Source organism: Vibrio sp. 99-70-13A1 (assembly GCF_013114625.1).
Lineage (GTDB): Bacteria > Pseudomonadota > Gammaproteobacteria > Enterobacterales > Vibrionaceae > Vibrio.
This window is the reverse complement of sequence record NZ_VTXD01000059.1, coordinates 1-14,421: the sequence shown is the minus strand read 5'-3', so window position 1 is coordinate 14,421 and position 14,421 is coordinate 1. Positions and strand designations below refer to the sequence as shown.

The window sequence follows — 14,421 nt, the reverse complement described above, 5'->3', positions numbered from 1 at the left end:
CTTTTCCTCAGTGCTACTCTGAATTTGTCCGAGAGCCTGCGTTTACAATGCAAACAGGTTCAACAGCCTGGTATTTACACTTAGATAGTTGGGTTAAATTTGGTTTTGATATTAACGATTTACCTACACCCGAAACCATACTGAAAATGTCGGCATCTGATTTTTGCGCATTTGCTGACAGCACCTATGAGGTTGAGCTTTCTCAACAGATAGTACAAAGCATCTTTGATGGTGAATTCAATGTGGAGAGTGCGATTAGACTAAACCCTGAAGTTGAGGTGTCTGAATTGTTAGCCGAATTACCCCAACTTGGAATTTGCACATAACAAGCAATTTAAGCAGACTGTCAACGCTTGGCATTTTCAACTCGGTTTAGCTTTAGTGATTTAGGTGGTAAGTTTGAGTGTATTAGTAACGTTGTCAGCTACTTAATTGGGCGTTATGTTACTCATTGAAATTCCGCATAAAACTGGTAATTAGCTCTCATCTTTTGTAGTTCGCTTATCCTAAGCTGTATAAGTCAATCCAACTGAGGTGCTCGTTATGAGTATAGAACGTCATGGAATTACAATAGGTATTGAGCGCATTGGCTCAGAATCTGTTTTAGTGTTTAAGGCTACAGGTAAACTCACTCATAAAGACTATGAAGCTATTGTTCCTGTCTTGGATTCTAGCTTAAAGGGTATCAACTCGAAGCATATGAAAATGTTGGTCGATATAACTGAGTTTTCAGGTTGGGAGCTTCGGGCTGCGTGGGACGATTTTCAGCTTGGGTTAAAGGTTGGCTTTAATATTGAGAAAATAGCCATCTACGGTGATAAGAATTGGCAGGAGCTAGCCGCCAAAGTAGGCAATTGGTTCATATCAGGTGAAATAGAATCATTTGGTAGCTACGAGTCGGCAGTGCAGTGGCTAACGGATTAACATAACAAACAATTTAACCTGACTTACAACGCGTGGCAGTTTTACTTCTAATCGGTTTCAGTGATTATGGCGCAGTGCAGAACCACTGTATTGCGTTGCTGCGCAAGTTAATTGGGCGTTATGTTTTCTCGAAAAAATGGAATTATTCAATGGATGATAAAATAGAGTTAGCTCTTGCGGCTATAAAAGCCTCACGAGGAACAGAATTAGGCGAATATGGTATAGATCTGTTTGTATCACACCACTTAGATGAAATATCTGCAACAGCATGGCTAGTAATCTTAGGTAATGAAAACCCAAATTTTGATGATATTTTTTCTGCACTAGTATTGAATCATGTAGAGGATGGTGTGTACGATTTCACATTGCCAAATGATGTAACCAGTTACGTGGTTAGTGTTGTATTCGATGAAGCTGGTCAAGTCACCGATATTTCGATGGAAAGCTGAAACTACAAACATAACAAGCAATTCAAGCAGACTGTCAACGCTTGGCATTTTCAACTCGGTTTAGCTTCAGTGATTAAGGTGGTAGGTTTAAGTGTATTGGTAGCGTTGTCAGCTACTTAATTGGGCGTTATGTTTTTCAATGTTTTAGCGCATTTTTCTCTAATTTAAAATCTAAAAGGATGTCAGGTTGGCTAATAAAAAAATATGGGCGTATGCAAAACAAGTTGATGGTAATTATGTTGTCGGTGAAAAACATCCAAAAAGAATATTTTACATTTGGGAAGTCCTAAAACTTAAAAGTGAAGATATCCATGAATTCAATAAACTAACTTTTATGAGTACGCATAATGACCCTACTAAAAGAGTCGAGTTATCTCCTATAAAAACTGGGTTTTATAGGTATCCGAAAGGTTATGTTTCATCAGAGGTAAGTAGTGGGGATTCTGACTCACTTTCTCATTCAATAGCAATTCAAGTCTTATCCGAAATGGAAGAGATAAAATTTAAAATTTCAGATAATTTCGAGTTTATGCTGAAAGTGGGTAGCATTAGGTCAAATGACCTTAAGATACAGCTAACAAATAAAAATAAATATTCTTATTATTATCCTGATCTTATTTGCAGTTTTGGAGAACCCTCTGAGCTAGCTATGAAATGGGGCGGAAAGTTAGCAATCGAAGTTAAGCACACACATGCTTGCGAGCCAGAAAAAATCACTGATTTTGAAAGTCACGGAATACCGATAATAGAAGTTAATATTGAACCTATTTCAATAGAAAAAAAGTTTGATACGAAAAACCCGACGCCTGATAATTTAGAAAGTTATTATAATTATTTGAAATCTACTTTTGGAAAGCAAGTTTTTGGTAAAATTTTATCAAATCCAGTTTCTGTAGATTATTTTAAATTTATTGTAAATAAGAAGAATTCTGAAATTAAGGATCACCAAAGCAAGCTCTTAACAAGCGAAGAAAGCTTACAAAAATCACTTACAAAAATAAAAGAGATTGAATCAAAATTATCATTATCTATTAAGAGTAAGAATACCATTGTAAGGGAACGTGATGGTTATCAAGAAGACTTAGTAGAACGTGATAATACAATTATCGAAATGGAGAAAAGGGGCTTGGGGTTCTTTGTGTCAAAGTTCTTTGGTTTCAAATAAGTCTATGGTCGGAGCAAAAAAACATAACAAGCAATTTAAGCTGACAGCCAACGCGCGGCATTTTCAGATCCAAATGGTTTAGGTGTAATCGGTGCGTTGCTTTGGGTTCAGGTTTGCGTTGGTCTGCAACTTAATTGGGCGTTAGCCGTCACGGCGAAAATAGCAGAAACGGCATAAATATTAGTTGTTTACAAACATGTGGTTGGATTTGGTAACACCTCTGTCGTAAGTGCAAAATGTGTCAGTAGCAGCCTCAGTTTTACTGTGGATCTTGATGTTGGTAATAACTTCAACAGCTCCAGCGTCATAGCAAGCTTGTTGTGCGTCTTTCACCACTTCGAGGAGTTGATTTAATTCACCTTTCATTGTGGTTTCCATTGCACTTACTTGAAACGGTACACCAGAAGCTTTGACAGCCTCAATTGCTTTGTCTACTACTTCAAAGTTATTGCCTTCTTTTAGTCTAGGAATAACTTGGAAGGCAAGCATGACTTCATTGAGTAGTGGTTTCTGAGCTGACATCAATAATTTCTCATCGGTTTCTGTTGGTATCGAATGGCGTATAGTAACATTGTTTCTAGTGCCGAGGTTTACCCTTGAGAGTAACGGCTAACAAACAATTTAAGCTGACAGCCAACGCGCGGCATTTTCAGCTCCAATAGGTTTAGGTGTAATTGGTGCGTTGCTTTAGGTTCAGGTTTGCGTTGGTCTGCAACTTAAATCGTAGAATTAATCAAGCAAGACTCAACTAGGTTAAAGGCCTTAGATTGTGTTGCACAACTGGGTTTGCCTCAGTGCTTTATAGCCGCTGGCTTTGTTCGTAACGTGGTTTGGGATTCATTGCACAACTTCGAAAAGCCGACACCACTGAACGATGTGGATGTTATCTATTTTGATTCTGATGAATTACATTCTGAATCTTACTTGTTATATGAAGCACAACTTAGTAGTTGGATGCCTGAACTTAATTGGCAAGTACGTAATCAAGCCGTGATGCATGAGCATAATGGTGATGCTCCATATACGAGTTCATTGGATGCAATGAGTTACAACGGGTAAGTCAAAAAGGTTGGCTGGTCAGGTGGTCATCGTTGAGAATTGCGCCATAACAAGCAATTTAAGCAGACTGCCAACGCTTGGCATTTTCAACTCGGTTTAGCTTCAATGATTTAGATGGTAAATTTGAGTGTATTGGTAGCGTTGTCAGCTACTTAATTGGGCGTTATGTGCTGGAGGGAAATTGGCATGGAAGTTATTATTGGCAAGTCAGATCAGATTATCGAAAAGGCTCAAGCTATTCGTTATCAAGTTTTCACAGTTGAGCAAAAAATCCCTAATAAAGTGGATTTTGATGGTCTAGATAGTGCTTCTGAACATGCTCTTGTTATGAATGAAAATCAACCTGTGGCAACTGCGCGTTTAACTATTGATACTGATGGTTCGTCTGTCATGGCTAGAGTCGCAGTGCTCGAAGCGTATCGAGGTCATGGCATCGCCTCAATGGTTGTTAAAGCGTTAATGGATCATGCTACAAGTCAAAGTGTCTCTTCAATAGAAATTCATGCTCACGGTTATTTACGAAGTTATTATGAAAAATTTGGCTTTGAATTTATCAAAGAAGTAGAAGTTGTTGGTAAGCATCAACTAATAGAAATGCGTTATCAAACAGTACGCACATAACAAAACGTTTAAGAGTGATTCGCAACGCTCGGCGGCTTCAGCTCAAAGTTTAGCTTAAGTGTTTATGGCACAATGACTTAAGTTTAGTGGTAGCGTCGCTCACACCTTAACGTGGCGTTAGATATGGCTGGCTCATATTTCACTGACGTATTTGGCTTTAGATAGACAAAAGATATAGATATTATTAACTTCAACCGTAGGGCTTGGTAAGTGTTTAAAAATAGGTATGCAATCGCTGTTGTTTTGGCTTCGATCTTTTTAATATCAGCATGCACTAAAGTAGTGGAAAGAAGTGAGCTTGAGAAACTTATACAAAGTAAACAATTCGAACCTTTAATGGATCTCGTGGATGTTTACATTAAAGAAAATGAAGAAGATGATTTTGGTTACTATGTTAAAGCTATCGCTTTGATGAATTTGGATGGAGAAAGCTCCGATATATTATCTGTTCTTGATACGGCATTTTTAAAGTCACCTGAAGATAAAATAACAAATTATTCATTTTCAATGAGTGTGATGCTTTTGCAGAATGGATATTGTGATGAATCCTTACCGATAGCATCAAAGATGGGTTTTAACTTAGATGATGCGGAATCAAGTGAGTTTTACTTGCTTGGGACCGGATATGTTGATTGTATCTCTCAAAATAACTCTAAATCAAAGAAATTCGTAATCACTTTGTATGAAAAGTTACTTGTTTTGACTCGGTATAATCATGAGCTAACACAAAGTTACATCACTTATTTAGCAAAAATTGATAGATTAGATAAAGCTGAACATGTGCTGTATAGATACGGCTTGCATAAGCCAAAATCGAGAAATCTCAGTGATTTACTTATTCATTTAAAAACAGAAAATGGTAAGGCTAATACAAGAAAATAGGTGAAGTAGTCCTGCCTTCTATTAGTTTATCTAGTCCCTCGATGTATTGGTTATCAGTAATAAAAGCAACGAAATGATTTTATAGTAGTGCTTTTTGCCAACGTGGAGAGCTAAACGCGAGCCAATCTAACAAGCAATTTAAGCAGACTGCCAACGCTTGGCATTTTCAACTCGGTTTAGCTTCAGTGATTAAGGTGGTAGATTTAAGTGTATTGGTAACGTTGTCAGCTACTTAATTGGGCGTTATATTTCTCTTGAGTTTCACTAAATAAAGGAAGTTGTATGAATTTGGATAAAGCTAAGAAACGTATCGCTAAACAGGTTAAAAAAGGCTTCAATGGTTATCCAAAAATCACCTTGTCGTACTACGGAGCTACCAAGGAATGTGCAACGGAAGTAGCGGTTCAATTTGTGTTAGCTGAAGGCGACAGCGTTCAAGAAGAACGTTTTTCTTGTGAAACTGAAATTAGAAATAATGAGTTAATTCAAACGACTTTACTCAAAATAATAGAAAGGGCTAATGTCAATTCAGTGATTGAAATTGAAGGTGTCACTATTCTCTAGCTCTGCTTGGTATCCATTGTCAATTGGCTTGGTCATGTCTGAAATATAACAAGCAATTTAAGCAGACTGTCAACGCTTGGCATTTTCAGTTCGGTTTAGCTTCAGTGGTTTAGGTGGTAAATTTGAATGTATTAGTAGCGTTGTCAGCTACTTAATTGGGCGTTATAAGGCTTATTTAAACTTGGGAGGGTTGGTATGTTGAATAGAGAAAATACTGGGCTTATCGTCGTTGATATTCAAGGTAAACTCGCTCGTTTAGTTTATGAAAGTGAAGCTTTAATTTCTAATTGTCAGAAACTCATTAAAGGCGTTCAGGCTCTAGAATTACCGATTATTACTCTCGAACAAAATCCTGATAAATTAGGCTCTACTGTCGAAGAGCTCAATACAGTCCTTAATCACGAGCCTATAACTAAGTTTTCTTTTAACGGATGTGAATCTTCAGAATTCTTGAGTTCAATTAAAAGCCAAAAAGTAGATACCTGGCTAATTTGCGGAATAGAAGCGCATATTTGTGTTTATCAAACAGCAAAAGGTTTGCTCGAATTGGGTTACAAAGTGGAGCTTGTCAGTGATTGTGTTTCATCTCGAACTTATTTAAATAAACAGCTCGGCGTTAGTCGTTTACAAAGTATTGGTGTAGATATTACAGGTGTGGAAATGTGTTTGTATGAACTTGTAAAGGACTGTCGAGCCCCTGTATTCAAGAAAATTTTGGGGTTAGTTCGTTAGTAAAAAGTCTTATAACAAGCAATTTAAGCAGACTGTCAACGCTTGGCATTTTCAACTCGGTTTAGCTTCAGTGATTTAGGTGGTAAGTTTGAGTGTACTGGTAGCGTTGTCAGCTACTTAATTGGGCGTTAGGCATCAACTAGGAGAAATTCGTGAGTTTATTAAGAGATATACAAGCATCAGTAATATCAAATGATGCAGAATTAAGTACAATTTTTCTAAAGCTTAGGTTGCTTGCTGCTCGTTTGGGAAGCGATATTCTAGGTGATTGGGTAAAACACGAGGTTTCTGGCTACCCTGTCGATGTAGATTTGCCAGAATATAGGGTTGTACCTGTGACGTATAAAGGAACATTTTCGGGTCCTTTTAATTCAGGAGTTAAAAATGCACCGATTCCATCTCAAATTATAAATAAACTTGCGGGTGACACATGGATTAATCATCAAGTTCGAGAGGGCATTGCTGCGATTGACGAGTTAGTTAGTAGCTCAAAAGAGTCTGGTTCGCTACGCTTGGACGCTGCAGATTTGATTTTAATGGTACAAGGTAGAGTTTACCCAGACTATGCGTGTAATGAAGTTACTGGCGAAATTCCCCGTAGTTCTTTCGTGCAAATTCAAACAGAAGTCCGGAGTCGAGTACTCGAACTAACGTTAGAGCTTGAAAAATCTATTCCTGCCGCATCTGAAATCAAACTAGATCCAAATTCAGTTGAAGTGATTGATCAAAAGAGAGTGTCTCAGATTACCAACCAAACTATTTATGGCAATTATACAGCTATTAGTAATAGCGGTGACGGTGCAAAAATTGACGTTAAATCCATACAAGGTGACTCTTCTGCGCTAACTGATCTACTTGCTGGCTCTGGAATATCAACAGATTCAGCTAAAGAATTAGCTAAAATTGTTTCTCAAGAAGAGCCAACTTCACCTGAAGAGCCTCTAGGCAATAAGGCTAAACAGTGGTTGATTGACAACCTAAAAAAAGCAGAGGATGGCACATGGAAGGTTGGTATATCTGTTGCTACTGATGTTATCAAAAAAGCAGTAATGGGCTACTACGGACTGTGATAAATGCCTAACAAGCAATTTAAGAGTGATTCAGCACGCTTGGCATTTTTGGTTTGGGTTTAGTTTGGTGTTTACGGCGGTCTAATTGAGTGTCGTGGTTGCGTGCTTCACACCTTAATTGGGCGTTATGGCTTACAAGTTGTTAAACCTTAGATCAGTATCTAAGGTTTATAATTGGCAGGTTTTATGAACAAGAACCACAACATCCACTAGGCGTTTCATGTTTGATTTCTTTCTCTGATTTATCGCTTTCTTGAGGTGTCTCTTTTGAGGTTGACTGGGTTCCCTCAGTAGTTTCTGTTTCTTTATTTTGAAATATCTTTTTGATTGAAAATGTCATATTAGTTTCCTCATGAATCAGCGGTAGTGGAATTAGAATACCAGAGTAATTTAGTCAACTATTGATGTGGCACATGTTTTAGGTTTTCTCGTGCCAAATCGCGTACGCCATAACAAGCAATTCAAGCAGACTGTCAACGCGTGGCATTTTCAACTCGGTTTAGCTTTTGTGATTACGGTGGTAAATTGGAGTGTATTTGGTAGCGTTGTCAGCTACTTAATTGGGCGTTAGCCCTCAGAATAGGATTTAAAATTGTTTGAATTTCATATAAAAAGAACGAAGTTTTTGTTGGTATTGCAAGGAATTGCTTTAATCGGAGTTTCGTTGATGTTATTTGCTGTGCTTTCCCAAATATCTCAGTTTCTTTTCTCGGATTTATTATTTGTATTACTACCTGTTTTGTTGATTGCTAGCCTTAATGTTGTCAGCTTTTACGGTCTTTTTAAGAAACAGCTATGGTCACTTAAATTGATCATGGGACTTTATTTTATACAATTAATAGGCATTGAAACGCCTGACTTCTCATTTGCACTGTCTGCAGGAGTCGAATTCCCAATAAGTGTTACATTCAATGAATTGACCTTAACATTAAATATATTAGCAGCCTTAGTTCTTTGTGTTTCTTATACAAGCCTAAAGTCATTAAAACAGGGCTAACAAGCAATTTAAGCAGACTGTCAACGCGTGGCATTTTCAACTCGGTTAGCTTCAGTGATTACGGTGTTAAGTTTGAGCATATCGGTAGCGTTGTCAGCTACTTAATTGGGCGTTATGTGCTCGGAGGAAATATGCAATACATCGAAATCAAAAGTAGTGAAATTCCACTAGAGTTATTGCTTGAAGCTGATCCTTCTGAAGCTAGTATCGCTTCATATTTATCTGATTCATGGTGCTTTGCTGCAGTAGACAATGGGCGAGTTTTAGCGGCTTGTATCGTTAAAGCACAGATCAACAGTCTTGCTGAGATATTCAATGTATCTGTATCTCCAGAGCTACAAGGTCAAGGTATTGGCTCTAAGTTACTAAAGCTTGTTCTATCTCTGTTGCCAAGCAAGGGGATCAATCGTGTTGAGCTTGGTACGGGTACATTTGGCTATCAACTTACTTTTTATCAGCGTTTAGGTTTTCGAGTAGACTCAATAATCAAAGACTATTTTTTGCTAAACTACCCCGAGCCAATCTATGAAAATGGTATCCAACACAAAGACATGCTGAGATTGTACGTAAATATTTAGTACGCACATAACAAAGCATTTAAGAGTGATTCGCAACGCTTGGCAGTTTCGCTTCGCTCAAGTATAGCCAAGCGCCGCTCACACCTTAATGCGGCGTTATACGTATTAGGTCAGAGGAAGTATTATGCAGTTATTTTTCCATGATGTTGGCTTAAAAGGAGCTAATGCAGATTTCCCCAAAACTGTCTTTGGTGAAGTCGCTGTTTCCGACATCGTCGAACATTGTCCACCTCATCTACAAGCAGAAATAGAAGATAAGCTTCTAGCTGAGTTTCCCGATGGCTGGTGTAACGTCTGGGGAGTTCCTGATGGTGCCAAGAGTGTTATTCGTCAACTTAAAGTTGACGATGTCATGCTTCTAATCAAGACCACTGGTGGTGATGGTGAAATGCCTGCTCTTTGTCATGTAAAAGGCTTTTGGAAAGAGCAGCTTTTAAACCTTTCAAACTTTTTGTGGGGAAGTAGTCATTTCCCCTACGTGTTCTTTTTCAAAACTCAGTATATCGAACTGACTTGGTCCCAGTTCAAGAAAGATGTTCAATATATGCCTAACTTTCGACCGTCAGGAAATGTTTATCGTGTGAAAAGCGATCGACTTGAACACTTTGGTGGTTCAGGAGGCTATGTCAGTCATCTTTTACAAAAAACATATGTAATCGATGATTTAAGTGACTATGAAATTCGAGAGAACTCACCAGAGCAGGAGTATGCTGAGGGCGAAAGGCTGGTACGTGAAGCTTCGTATTTCAAGCGTAACTCTAAGTTAGTAAAAGACGCAAAAGCCGAGTTTGGTTTTATATGCCAGGTTTGTGATTTTGATTTCGAGTCAGTGTACGGAAAAGAATTAGGCGCTGGGTTTATCGAGTGCCATCATAAGAACCCGCTACACGAAAAAGATGAAAACTACATCAGTACATTAAATGACGTTTGTGTGGTTTGTTCAAATTGTCACCGTATGCTTCATCGCACTAAGCCAGCAATGAAACCAGAAATTCTAAAATCAAAGCTGCTCAAAAAATACGTATAACAAACTGTTTAAGAGCGATTCGCAACGCGTGGCATTTTTACTATGCGTTGATTTTAGTGTTTAAGGTGGTGTGCGGCAGCATCGGTATTGCGCTGCTCACACCTTAACAGGGCGTTATGTTTCCGTGGAGATAATATGAACAAACCAAATGTAGAAGACATTTATTCTCTTATTGGTGTAGCCCTAGTTAATATCCAGTCTTTAGAGTCCCTAATGAAGTTTTGCACCACGTTTGTTCTGCAAGGCGGTGGCTTTATTGATTTTGAAGGGTTAACAAAACTGGAGAAAAAAGAGAAGAAGAAAACTTTGGGTTACTTTATCGGGAGAGTGAAAGAGCGAGCAGATGTTCATCCCAATCTTCTCCTTCTTTTGGAAGCATTTCTCGAAAACAGAAACATGTTAGTTCATAACGTTGACTCAATTCCTAATTGGGATCTCAGTACAGTTGAAGGGACAAATACGGCAAAGGTATTTGTCGGCAACCTAATTCGACAAACAAGAATCCTAACTCAGATATTCAGCGTCTTAGTCACTGCTTGGCAGCAGCAAGTTGGTATTGAAATCAAACTTGGGGAGAGCGAGCAAAAAGTACTTGATGAAATTCAGCTAGAATATGGTGTATTTATAGACGAATTGTTCATGAAAAAAGAAACATAACAAGCAATTTAAGCAGACTGTCAACGCTTGGCATTTTCAGCACGGCTTAACTTCAGTGATTTCGGTGGTAATTTTGAGCGTATTGGTAGCGTTGTCAGCTACTTAATTGGGCGTTAGGTTTATAAATTGGAGTAATGATGAAATCCATAACAAAAGCAATAATTTTCATTGGACTACTGTGTGCTTTAAGCGGTTGTGGAGTCAGTACCAAAGTTAAAACGTCCCCGTACAGTTTTGATTTTTTTAACAGTAGCTTTTATCGTGGTTACACTGTTTTGGTAGAAGAACAAAGTTGCATGAACGCTATTGAGTATTTTAGAACTGGTCTCGATAACGACGAATATGTAGAAATATCGACGCTATATTATGATTATTGCATCGAATCGGATGAATCAGAAGTCAGTAATTATTTTGTATCCAGTTTAAGTATACTGAATGGGGATAGTGATAATTGGCGTAGCAATGGCTTATCTGATGATGAATTTACGTGGATAAATAGCATGTCGAAGCAAGGTGGTACAGTAGAGCAATTTGCCATCGGAAAAATGTATTTAAATGGATACATTTTAGAAAAAAATAAAGAAAATGCATTGTACTTTTTGGCTTTGTCTGCAAAAGGTGGATATGGTCGTGCGCAAATGGAATTAGCTCTGATACTGATGGAAATTGGAGAGCAGCAGAATGCTCTTCTTTGGTTAGAGGAAGCATCTAAAAGTGGCTATCCTAGAGCCAAAGAAATGTTGGAAGGCATGAGGTTGATATTATAAACCTAACAAGCAATTTAACCTGACTTGCAACGCGTGGCAGTTTTACTTCTAATCAGTGTCAGTGATTATGGCGCGGTGCAGTACCATCGTATTGCGTTGCTGCGCAAGTTAATTGGGCGTTATGAGTACAGGATGGTTAGTCTTGAAAAAACAACATAAAATGAATGAAATACCAGATGATCCATTTTTAATGCCGCCTCCTTATTGGAGAGGAAGCTCTGCAATTTGGCATATCAATGAGGGGCTTTCCGAACTTGCTGAGAAGCTTGAGGCGTTGGAAAGTGCATATGAGGTACAAGAAGAACAACTGGAATTGTTCTATGCAAAAAATCCTAGCTTCGTTGAAGATGAGGGGAGTTTGGTTCAATCAAATGAATTTTGGGATATTGTCTCTAAGTCACTTAAGCTCTCGGATCAGATAAAATTAAGAATTGAAAGAACCATTGTAATGGCTGCCATAGATGTTGAGGAAAACATAAATATGGTATGCGTTTACAATCTGAGACGTGAGATGACGGAAATTATCGAAAAACTATCACCTATAGAAAAGTTCGTTATTTTGGGGTCAGTTCTTACAAATTCAAATGTGAAGGGTACATCAGAATATGGTGAGCTTCAGAAACTCATGAAGTATAGAAATACGTTTGCTCATGGGCATAATACAGATAGACCAGTTAAGTCTCTACAGCACAACCACTTCATTCACCCTGAACAATACTCATCATTACCGGAAGAACTCGAAAAGCTAAAAGAGTATATGCGTGGTTATTTCAGAATTAATCAATTCGTAAGGTCAATGAGTAAAAATGATTATGCAAGTGGGGATAGTGGTGATGAAGATGACTTGAAACCAATATTGGAGAAAATTTCTCTATATACATTTGTTAGCGAAGAGTAAGGGTTCGGGAGAAATGTACTCATAACAAACAATTTAAGCTGACAGCCAACGCACGGCATTTTCAGTTCCAATTGGTTTTGGGTGTAATCGGTGCGTTGCTTTGGGTTCAGGTTTGCGTTGGTCTGCAACTTAATTGGGCGTTATATTTTATCTGAAATCAGCGTCTTAAAATTAAATATGAAGTAGGTGACTTGCCGCTTTCTCAGGCTGTCAATTTAATCTATTTTCAGCCGTAAAACATGCCAATGTTCGTGGGTGCTTAATTTTGGATTCGAGTCGGGTTGTTTGAAAGTGTAACTGGCTCAAAATCGCGTTAATGATATTTGCGTTTTGAGCTTTGTAATCGTTGGAAAATTGAAAGGTTTCGGCTTTCTTCTTCATTCGTTTTTAACGGTGAGTATGGACTTCTTTCTTATCAAAGTGATTTTCTGTTTTTAAGTGTCACTTTCAATTACAGCGCGTGAGTTGAGTTAGAAAACCAAGTTAACATCGCAATTCTTTATCAAGTAAATCAACCTATTGATGTAAAATATAACAAGCAATTCAAGCTGACAGCCAACGCGTGGCATTTTCAGTTCCAATTGGTTTGGGTGTAATCGGTGAGTTGCTTTGGGTTCAGGTTTGCGTTGGTCTGCAACTTAATTGGGCGTTATGCTTAGGAGGCAATATTGAGTATTGTGAGCTTGATTATTAGTATATTTTGTGCGGTTTTCGGGGGCTATTCTGGGCATTACTTTACTCAAAAAAGCTATGAGAAGAGAGTTTCCAAGCTTGAAACCGCATTTTACAATGAGTTTAGATATATAGTCTCTGAATTAGAGTTATGGCTACCAACTTTAGTAAGCGAATATAAAAATCCTCTTGTTGATGGCTATTCAGGTCGCCCTGAATTGGATTTGTCGTTAGTTAATGCGTTGATTATTGAATTAGCAGGAACTCATGCTATTTGTCCTCCAGAGCAGAGGAAGTTGATTATTCGTCTTAAAGCTGTGTTTAATGGGATAGAAGCGAAGGATAAAAATCGAGACTTATATATTAAACGATGGTTAGAAAATGGCGATTCGATGGGTAATAACGATAAGCGGAATGTAAGCTGCGGAGTTTCCTTTCATACTGCAGAATTGTTAGCCGAAGTAGCCAAAGTAATTTTTTATCTTAATAAGCTCATTGAAGAACAATCTCGTTTTAATTTGCCCGATTACCACACTAACTTAGATTACTCTAAAGTTGCTTGTAAGCGTTCAAATTTGGATTTTGATTCTTCTTTTTGGGATCTTATTTATCGACGTTTAGGATTCCATGCTGAAGAATAGCATAACAAACAATTTAAGCTGACAGCCAACGCGCGGCATTTTCAGCTCCAATAGGTTTGGGTGTAATCGGTGCGTTGCTTTAGGTTTGCGTTGGTCTGCAACTTAATTGGGCGTTATGTTGCGGTTCAAATTTATCGTATTTAAAGGGTTGATATGATTGTACTTAGAGAAATGCGGCAAGATGAATATCCAGATTATTGTCAGTATTTTATTGACGATTACAGTCAGGAAATTGCCGAAAATTATGGTCATTCTTTAGATCTTGCTATCGAGTTAGCAAATAAAGATCTGCACCGTTGTTTTCCTGACGGGCTTGAAAGTAGTGAGCATTCTCTACTGTGTATTGATGCTGAAATCGACGGTAAAATGAAGCTTGTAGGTTATCTCTGGCATTCAGTGAAAATTGAAGATAAATCTACATTTATTTATGATTTTTATATTTCAAATGAGTATCGAGGCTTTGGCTATGGTACTCAGTCAATTTCAGAGCTTGAAAATCAGTTGAAATCTATTGGTATTAATCAAATTAAACTGAGAGTGGCTTATCATAATGAGCGTGCGCTTAAGTTGTATAAAGACGTTGGTTTTGAAATTACAGGTTTCAATATGTCAAAGAAGATAGGCGAGTAGCCTCAACATAACAAACAATTTAAGCGTGATTCCCCACGCTTGGCATTTTTGGTTTGGGTTTAGTTTAGTGTTTACGGTGTCCAAATTG

Annotated in this window: 19 protein-coding genes and 1 pseudogene; 18 read left to right on the top strand and 2 right to left on the bottom strand. The window is 38.0% G+C overall.

Translation table 11 applies throughout. From position 1 onward, the window contains the following. From F0226_RS21525 to F0226_RS21510, 4 genes are all read left to right on the top strand, one after another. Positions 1-326 (top strand): hypothetical protein (locus F0226_RS21525; RefSeq protein ID WP_171737552.1); only part of this gene is annotated, 326 nt, incomplete at its 5' end. Positions 327-543: 217 nt separating this feature from the next. Continuing rightward, entirely contained in the window at positions 544-924 is a 381-nt protein-coding gene (locus F0226_RS21520) for an STAS/SEC14 domain-containing protein (protein ID WP_171737551.1), read from the top strand. Positions 925-1,073: 149 nt separating this feature from the next. Next, a complete protein-coding gene (locus F0226_RS21515; protein ID WP_171737550.1) occupies positions 1,074-1,373 on the top strand; it encodes a DUF2004 domain-containing protein in 300 nt (99 codons plus the stop codon). A 187-nt stretch (positions 1,374-1,560) separates the two neighbouring features. Beyond that, on the top strand, positions 1,561-2,538 hold the full coding sequence (locus F0226_RS21510; RefSeq protein WP_171737549.1) for a hypothetical protein: 978 nt from the start codon (positions 1,561-1,563) through the stop codon (positions 2,536-2,538). A 180-nt stretch (positions 2,539-2,718) separates the two neighbouring features. Here the strand turns inward: F0226_RS21510 and F0226_RS21505 are convergent, their stop codons facing one another. Next, positions 2,719-3,060 carry a thiamine-binding protein gene (locus F0226_RS21505; RefSeq protein ID WP_171737548.1) on the bottom strand — a complete coding sequence of 114 codons (342 nt, stop codon included), beginning with the start codon at positions 3,058-3,060 and terminating at the stop codon, positions 2,719-2,721. Positions 3,061-3,258: 198 nt separating this feature from the next. On the opposite strand from F0226_RS21505, the pseudogene F0226_RS21500 reads away from it, so the two are divergent. From F0226_RS21500 to F0226_RS21475, 6 genes and pseudogenes are all read left to right on the top strand, one after another. Beyond that, positions 3,259-3,588 (top strand): annotated as a pseudogene (locus F0226_RS21500) (nucleotidyltransferase family protein); the annotation flags it as partial. A 195-nt stretch (positions 3,589-3,783) separates the two neighbouring features. After that, positions 3,784-4,218 carry a GNAT family N-acetyltransferase gene (locus tag F0226_RS21495; protein ID WP_171737547.1) on the top strand — a complete coding sequence of 145 codons (435 nt, stop codon included), beginning with the start codon at positions 3,784-3,786 and terminating at the stop codon, positions 4,216-4,218. Between the two features lie 210 nt (positions 4,219-4,428). Continuing rightward, on the top strand, positions 4,429-5,100 hold the full coding sequence (locus F0226_RS21490; RefSeq protein ID WP_171737546.1) for a hypothetical protein: 672 nt from the start codon (positions 4,429-4,431) through the stop codon (positions 5,098-5,100). Positions 5,101-5,382: 282 nt separating this feature from the next. Next, a complete protein-coding gene (locus tag F0226_RS21485; RefSeq protein ID WP_171737545.1) occupies positions 5,383-5,664 on the top strand; it encodes a hypothetical protein in 282 nt (93 codons plus the stop codon). A gap of 195 nt (positions 5,665-5,859) precedes the next feature. After that, positions 5,860-6,396 carry an isochorismatase family protein gene (locus F0226_RS21480; protein WP_171737544.1) on the top strand — a complete coding sequence of 179 codons (537 nt, stop codon included), beginning with the start codon at positions 5,860-5,862 and terminating at the stop codon, positions 6,394-6,396. A 152-nt stretch (positions 6,397-6,548) separates the two neighbouring features. Beyond that, complete coding sequence (locus tag F0226_RS21475; protein ID WP_065100971.1) at positions 6,549-7,466, top strand: hypothetical protein; 918 nt, start codon at positions 6,549-6,551, stop codon at positions 7,464-7,466. Between the two features lie 184 nt (positions 7,467-7,650). Here the strand turns inward: F0226_RS21475 and F0226_RS21470 are convergent, their stop codons facing one another. Continuing rightward, complete coding sequence (locus F0226_RS21470) at positions 7,651-7,806, bottom strand: hypothetical protein (RefSeq protein WP_171737543.1); 156 nt, start codon at positions 7,804-7,806, stop codon at positions 7,651-7,653. 252 nt (positions 7,807-8,058) lie between these two features. On the opposite strand from F0226_RS21470, the gene F0226_RS21465 reads away from it, so the two are divergent. The 8 genes from F0226_RS21465 to F0226_RS21425 all read left to right on the top strand — a co-directional run bounded on the left by F0226_RS21465 (position 8,059) and on the right by F0226_RS21425 (position 14,333). Then, the gene (locus tag F0226_RS21465; RefSeq protein WP_171737542.1) at positions 8,059-8,463 is read left to right on the top strand and encodes a hypothetical protein; all 405 of its coding nucleotides are present in this window, start codon (positions 8,059-8,061) and stop codon (positions 8,461-8,463) included. A gap of 131 nt (positions 8,464-8,594) precedes the next feature. Beyond that, a complete protein-coding gene (locus F0226_RS21460; RefSeq protein ID WP_171737541.1) occupies positions 8,595-9,041 on the top strand; it encodes a GNAT family N-acetyltransferase in 447 nt (148 codons plus the stop codon). A gap of 124 nt (positions 9,042-9,165) precedes the next feature. Further along, complete coding sequence (locus F0226_RS21455) at positions 9,166-10,068, top strand: HNH endonuclease (RefSeq protein ID WP_171737540.1); 903 nt, start codon at positions 9,166-9,168, stop codon at positions 10,066-10,068. Between the two features lie 135 nt (positions 10,069-10,203). Further along, entirely contained in the window at positions 10,204-10,725 is a 522-nt protein-coding gene (locus F0226_RS21445; protein ID WP_171737539.1) for a hypothetical protein, read from the top strand. A gap of 134 nt (positions 10,726-10,859) precedes the next feature. Continuing rightward, the gene (locus F0226_RS21440) at positions 10,860-11,492 is read left to right on the top strand and encodes a sel1 repeat family protein (RefSeq protein WP_253820886.1); all 633 of its coding nucleotides are present in this window, start codon (positions 10,860-10,862) and stop codon (positions 11,490-11,492) included. A gap of 142 nt (positions 11,493-11,634) precedes the next feature. Further along, on the top strand, positions 11,635-12,390 hold the full coding sequence (locus F0226_RS21435; RefSeq protein WP_171737538.1) for a hypothetical protein: 756 nt from the start codon (positions 11,635-11,637) through the stop codon (positions 12,388-12,390). Between the two features lie 668 nt (positions 12,391-13,058). Beyond that, a complete protein-coding gene (locus tag F0226_RS21430; RefSeq protein ID WP_171737537.1) occupies positions 13,059-13,703 on the top strand; it encodes a hypothetical protein in 645 nt (214 codons plus the stop codon). A gap of 153 nt (positions 13,704-13,856) precedes the next feature. After that, the gene (locus tag F0226_RS21425; RefSeq protein ID WP_171737536.1) at positions 13,857-14,333 is read left to right on the top strand and encodes a GNAT family N-acetyltransferase; all 477 of its coding nucleotides are present in this window, start codon (positions 13,857-13,859) and stop codon (positions 14,331-14,333) included. The last annotated feature ends 88 nt before the right edge of the window (positions 14,334-14,421 follow it).

Bases quoted from the DNA above. Each gene is read 5' to 3' on its own strand.
- F0226_RS21520 (WP_171737551.1), top strand. From the start codon at position 544: ATGAGTATAGAACGTCATGGAATTACAATAGGTATTGAGCGCATTGGC.
- F0226_RS21515 (WP_171737550.1), top strand. From the start codon at position 1,074: ATGGATGATAAAATAGAGTTAGCTCTTGCGGCTATAAAAGCCTCACGA.
- F0226_RS21505 (WP_171737548.1), bottom strand. From the start codon at position 3,060: ATGTCAGCTCAGAAACCACTACTCAATGAAGTCATGCTTGCCTTCCAA.
- F0226_RS21495 (WP_171737547.1), top strand. From the start codon at position 3,784: ATGGAAGTTATTATTGGCAAGTCAGATCAGATTATCGAAAAGGCTCAA.
- F0226_RS21485 (WP_171737545.1), top strand. From the start codon at position 5,383: ATGAATTTGGATAAAGCTAAGAAACGTATCGCTAAACAGGTTAAAAAA.
- F0226_RS21480 (WP_171737544.1), top strand. From the start codon at position 5,860: ATGTTGAATAGAGAAAATACTGGGCTTATCGTCGTTGATATTCAAGGT.
- F0226_RS21470 (WP_171737543.1), bottom strand. From the start codon at position 7,806: ATGACATTTTCAATCAAAAAGATATTTCAAAATAAAGAAACAGAAACT.
- F0226_RS21460 (WP_171737541.1), top strand. From the start codon at position 8,595: ATGCAATACATCGAAATCAAAAGTAGTGAAATTCCACTAGAGTTATTG.
- F0226_RS21455 (WP_171737540.1), top strand. From the start codon at position 9,166: ATGCAGTTATTTTTCCATGATGTTGGCTTAAAAGGAGCTAATGCAGAT.
- F0226_RS21445 (WP_171737539.1), top strand. From the start codon at position 10,204: ATGAACAAACCAAATGTAGAAGACATTTATTCTCTTATTGGTGTAGCC.
- F0226_RS21440 (WP_253820886.1), top strand. From the start codon at position 10,860: ATGATGAAATCCATAACAAAAGCAATAATTTTCATTGGACTACTGTGT.
- F0226_RS21425 (WP_171737536.1), top strand. From the start codon at position 13,857: ATGATTGTACTTAGAGAAATGCGGCAAGATGAATATCCAGATTATTGT.